This is a genomic window from Psychrobacter celer, assembly GCF_016107555.1.
Classification (GTDB): Bacteria; Pseudomonadota; Gammaproteobacteria; order Pseudomonadales; family Moraxellaceae; genus Psychrobacter; species Psychrobacter celer.
The window spans coordinates 1-5,584 of the sequence record NZ_JABASU010000044.1 but is presented as its reverse complement, the minus strand read 5'-3'; the positions used below and the strand labels follow the sequence as shown (position 1 = coordinate 5,584).

Annotated in this window: 2 tRNA genes and 3 rRNA genes; all 5 read left to right on the top strand. The window is 48.6% G+C overall.

The window, feature by feature from the left end:
• Positions 1–386: 386 nt before the first annotated feature.
• The 5 genes from JFC05_RS12535 to rrf all read left to right on the top strand — a co-directional run bounded on the left by JFC05_RS12535 (position 387) and on the right by rrf (position 5,583).
• Positions 387–1,926, top strand: a 16S ribosomal RNA gene (locus tag JFC05_RS12535).
• Between the two features lie 73 nt (positions 1,927–1,999).
• Positions 2,000–2,076, top strand: a tRNA-Ile gene (locus JFC05_RS12530).
• A gap of 8 nt (positions 2,077–2,084) precedes the next feature.
• A tRNA-Ala gene (locus JFC05_RS12525) sits at positions 2,085–2,160 on the top strand.
• Between the two features lie 328 nt (positions 2,161–2,488).
• Positions 2,489–5,345: ribosomal RNA gene (locus JFC05_RS12520) — 23S ribosomal RNA — on the top strand.
• Positions 5,346–5,468: 123 nt separating this feature from the next.
• Positions 5,469–5,583: ribosomal RNA gene (rrf, locus tag JFC05_RS12515) — 5S ribosomal RNA — on the top strand.
• Together the 16S, 23S and 5S rRNA genes with 2 tRNA genes alongside form the textbook arrangement of a ribosomal RNA operon.
• Position 5,584: the final 1 nt, after the last annotated feature.

Below are 5,584 nucleotides of genomic sequence, written 5' to 3'. Positions count from 1 at the left end.
AACGCAGCGAACCTTGAGAAACAAATTATAAAAAAAGCTTGACAAACCAAATCGTTATGATATGATAGTCGGCTCGCTAATAACGATAAGCACATTGCTTAGTTATTAGATATATAACTCTTTAACTGGACGACAGTGAAGAGACACTATTTAAAAGCACAACTAAAGAACAACTTGTGTGGATTTTTGCTGATATAGAATGCTAAAAAATAAAGTTGGTTTTGACTTCTTTTCAGGAGTTAATTCTAACTATAAAAATTATCATTTACTCAGCAGAAAAACTCAAAGTTAATTCATTACGAACATAATTTTAAGCGATTTGCTAGATAAATGAGCCAAGATTAGAAGTCATCTTCCTATTTATAGGTAAAGGCTTCAGATAGATTAAACTGAAGAGTTTGATCATGGCTCAGATTGAACGCTGGCGGCAGGCTTAACACATGCAAGTCGAGCGGAAACGATGGGAGCTTGCTCCCAGGCGTCGAGCGGCGGACGGGTGAGTAACACTTAGGAATCTACCTAGTAGTGGGGGATAGCTCGGGGAAACTCGAATTAATACCGCATACGACCTACGGGAGAAAGGGGGCAGTTTACTGCTCTCGCTATTAGATGAGCCTAAGTCGGATTAGCTAGATGGTGGGGTAAAGGCCCACCATGGCGACGATCTGTAGCTGGTCTGAGAGGATGATCAGCCACACCGGGACTGAGACACGGCCCGGACTCCTACGGGAGGCAGCAGTGGGGAATATTGGACAATGGGGGGAACCCTGATCCAGCCATGCCGCGTGTGTGAAGAAGGCCTTTTGGTTGTAAAGCACTTTAAGCAGTGAAGAAGACCTAACGGTTAATACCCGTTAGCGATGACATTAGCTGCAGAATAAGCACCGGCTAACTCTGTGCCAGCAGCCGCGGTAATACAGAGGGTGCAAGCGTTAATCGGAATTACTGGGCGTAAAGCGAGCGTAGGTGGCTTGATAAGTCAGATGTGAAATCCCCGGGCTTAACCTGGGAACTGCATCTGATACTGTTAAGCTAGAGTAGGTGAGAGGGAAGTAGAATTCCAGGTGTAGCGGTGAAATGCGTAGAGATCTGGAGGAATACCGATGGCGAAGGCAGCTTCCTGGCATCATACTGACACTGAGGCTCGAAAGCGTGGGTAGCAAACAGGATTAGATACCCTGGTAGTCCACGCCGTAAACGATGTCTACTAGTCGTTGGGTCCCTTGAGGACTTAGTGACGCAGCTAACGCAATAAGTAGACCGCCTGGGGAGTACGGCCGCAAGGTTAAAACTCAAATGAATTGACGGGGGCCCGCACAAGCGGTGGAGCATGTGGTTTAATTCGATGCAACGCGAAGAACCTTACCTGGTCTTGACATACACAGAATCTTGTAGAGATACGAGAGTGCCTTCGGGAATTGTGATACAGGTGCTGCATGGCTGTCGTCAGCTCGTGTCGTGAGATGTTGGGTTAAGTCCCGCAACGAGCGCAACCCTTGTCCTTAGTTACCAGCGGGTTAAGCCGGGAACTCTAAGGATACTGCCAGTGACAAACTGGAGGAAGGCGGGGACGACGTCAAGTCATCATGGCCCTTACGACCAGGGCTACACACGTGCTACAATGGTAGGTACAGAGGGCAGCTACACAGCGATGTGATGCGAATCTCAAAAAGCCTATCGTAGTCCAGATTGGAGTCTGCAACTCGACTCCATGAAGTAGGAATCGCTAGTAATCGCGGATCAGAATGCCGCGGTGAATACGTTCCCGGGCCTTGTACACACCGCCCGTCACACCATGGGAGTTGATTGCACCAGAAGTGGTTAGCCGAACCTTTTAGGACGGCGATCACCACGGTGTGGTTGATGACTGGGGTGAAGTCGTAACAAGGTAGCCGTAGGGGAACCTGCGGCTGGATCACCTCCTTATAGACGGCATTCGATCAGCAAGAATTCACAACAAGTTGTTCTTTAGTTTAAGCTTACGTTTTAGGACGTACTAGGGTCTGTAGCTCAGCTGGTTAGAGCACCGTGTTGATAACGCGGGGGTCGGTGGTTCAAGTCCACCTAGACCCACCATTATACATGGGGCCATAGCTCAGTTGGTAGAGCGCCTGCCTTGCACGCAGGAGGTCAACGGTTCGACTCCGTTTGGCTCCACCACTACAAACCTCGGTAGCTTAGAGTGCAAACAAATACAATAGGTATTAAATAGAAACAAGTGATTTATCTTTGAATAAAGACACGATTACTTCTTTCTGTTTTATACGGAAATCTATGACTTGACGAAAGCATAGAGACTATTTAAAAACATAGATATGAGTCTGGGTTAGCAATAACATTTCACATGTTATTGCTAACCTGAAGACTAGCCTTTTAACGACATTGTTTGTTATCCCAAGGGCTAGTCTTCAAAGTAAAGAGAACTGAATCAAGCGTAAACATAGGTGATATCGTTATAATTGCTGACAAAGACCCTTTGGGGTTGTATGGTCAAGTAATTAAGCGCACATGGTGGATGCCTTGGCAGTCAGAGGCGATGAAAGACGTGACAGCCTGCGATAAGCTTCGGGGAGGCGGCAATATCCTGTGATCCGGAGATTTCTGAATGGGGAAACCCACTTACCATAAGGTAAGTATCTTGTACTTGTACAAGAAGCGAACGAGGGGAAGTGAAACATCTCAGTACCCTTAGGAATAGACATCAATTGAGATTCCCCTAGTAGCGGCGAGCGAACGGGGAGAAGCCGATTAATGCTAATGTAGAAGAACAGCGTGGGAAAGCTGACCATAGTAGGTGATAGTCCTGTATTCGAAACATTAGCGTTAACATATTAAGTAGAGCGGGGCACGAGAAATCCTGTTTGAAGATGGGGGGACCATCCTCCAAGGCTAAATACTCCTGACTGACCGATAGTGAACCAGTACCGTGAGGGAAAGGCGAAAAGAACCCCTGTGAGGGGAGTGAAATAGAACCTGAAACCGTGTGCGTACAAGCAGTGGGAGCCCACTTGTTGGGTGACCGCGTACCTTTTGTATAATGGGTCAGCGACTTATATTCTGTAGCAAGGTTAACCGTTTAGGGGAGCCGTAGGGAAACCGAGTCTTAATAGGGCGTCTAGTTGCAGGGTATAGACCCGAAACCGAGTGATCTATCCATGAGCAGGTTGAAAGTGCCGTAACAGGCACCGGAGGACCGAACCCACTGTCGTTGAAAAGCCAGGGGATGACTTGTGGATAGGGGTGAAAGGCTAATCAAACTCGGTGATAGCTGGTTCTCCCCGAAAGCTATTTAGGTAGCGCCTCGGACGAACACCATTGGGGGTAGAGCACTGTTTCGGCTAGGGGGTCATACCGACTTACCAAACCGATGCAAACTCCGAATACCGATGAGTGATATCCGGGAGACACACGGTGGGTGCTAACGTCCATCGTGGAGAGGGAAACAACCCAGACCGCCAGCTAAGGCCCCAAATTCCTAGTTAAGTGGGAAACGAGGTGGGAAGGCATAGACAGCTAGGAGGTTGGCTTAGAAGCAGCCATCCTTTAAAGAAAGCGTAATAGCTCACTAGTCGAGTCGGCCCGCGCGGAAGATGTAACGGGGCTCAAACTAGGAGCCGAAGCTGCGGATTTGAATTTGTTTTCAAGTGGTAGGGGAGCGTTGTGTAAGCCTGTGAAGGTGTGTTGTAAAGCATGCTGGAGGTATCACAAGAGCGAATGCTGACGTGAGTAACGATAATGCGAGTGAAAAGCTCGCACGCCGGAAGATCAAGGGTTCCAGTCCAACGTTAATCGGGGCTGGGTGAGTCGACCCCTAAGGCGAGGCCGAAAGGCGTAGTCGATGGGAAATCGGTTAATATTCCGATACTTGTTTATGATGCGATGGAGGGACGGAGAAGGTTATGCCAGCTCAGCGATGGTTGTCTGAGTGGAAGGATGTAGGTTTATAGCTTAGGTAAATCCGGGCTATTTCATACCGAGATCTGATAGCAAGTCCTACTTGTAGGACGAAGTGGCAAATACCATGCTTCCAGGAAAAGCTTCTAAGCGATAGTCATAAACGAATCGTACCCTAAACCGACACAGGTGATCAGGTAGAGAATACCAAGGCGCTTGAGAGAACTCTGCTGAAGGAACTAGGCAAAATGGTACCGTAACTTCGGGAGAAGGTACGCTGCTGATGGTGAAGGACTTGCTCCGTAAGCTATTGGCAGTCGCAGATACCAGGCTGCTGCAACTGTTTATTAAAAACACAGCACTCTGCAAACACGAAAGTGGACGTATAGGGTGTGATGTCTGCCCGGTGCTGGAAGGTTAATTGATGGGCTTAGCGTATGCGAAGGTCTTGATCGAAGCCCCAGTAAACGGCGGCCGTAACTATAACGGTCCTAAGGTAGCGAAATTCCTTGTCGGGTAAGTTCCGACCTGCACGAATGACATAATGATGGCAGCGCTGTCTCCAGCAGAGACTCAGTGAAATCGAAATCGCAGTGAAGATGCTGTGTACCCGCGGCTAGACGGAAAGACCCCGTGAACCTTTACTACAGCTTTACATTGAACTTTGACCTGACTTGTGCAGGATAGGTGGGAGGCTTTGAAACCGAGACGCCAGTCTTGGTGGAGCCATCCTTGAAATACCACCCTGGTCATGTTGGGGTTCTAACTCAGGTATAACAATACCGAGGACAATGTATGGTGGGTAGTTTGACTGGGGCGGTCTCCTCCTAAAGAGTAACGGAGGAGTACGAAGGTGCGCTCAGAACGGTCGGAAATCGTTCATAGAGTATAAAGGCAAAAGCGCGCTTAACTGCGAGACCCACAAGTCGAGCAGGTACGAAAGTAGGTCTTAGTGATCCGGTGGTTCTGTATGGAAGGGCCATCGCTCAACGGATAAAAGGTACTCTGGGGATAACAGGCTGATACCGCCCAAGAGTTCATATCGACGGCGGTGTTTGGCACCTCGATGTCGGCTCATCTCATCCTAGGGCTGAAGCAGGTCCTAAGGGTATGGCTGTTCGCCATTTAAAGAGGTACGCGAGCTGGGTTTAGAACGTCGTGAGACAGTTCGGTCCCTATCTACCGTGGGCGTTGGAAATTTGAGAGGATCTGCTCCTAGTACGAGAGGACCAGAGTGGACGAACCGCTGGTGTTCGGGTTGTCATGCCAATGGCATTGCCCGGTAGCTACGTTCGGATGGGATAACCGCTGAAAGCATCTAAGCGGGAAGCCCACCTCAAGATTAGATTTCCCTAAAGAGCCGTTCAAGACTAGGACGTTGATAGGCAGGGTGTGGAAGCGCAGTGATGCGTGTAGCTAACCTGTACTAATTGCTCGTTTGGCTTGACCATACAACACCCAAGTGGTTTGTATCAAGCATTATATCGATATCACCGTTATCCTTGATTCAGTTAGGATAAGTGATACTTAAGTCATTAAGTAAAACAAACATAGACTCATATCTAACCCCCTTTGCTGACGACAATAGCACGATGGCACCACCTGATCCCTTCCCGAACTCAGAAGTGAAACATCGTTGCGCCAATGGTAGTGTGGCTCCGGCCATGTGAGAGTAGGTCATCGTCAGCTC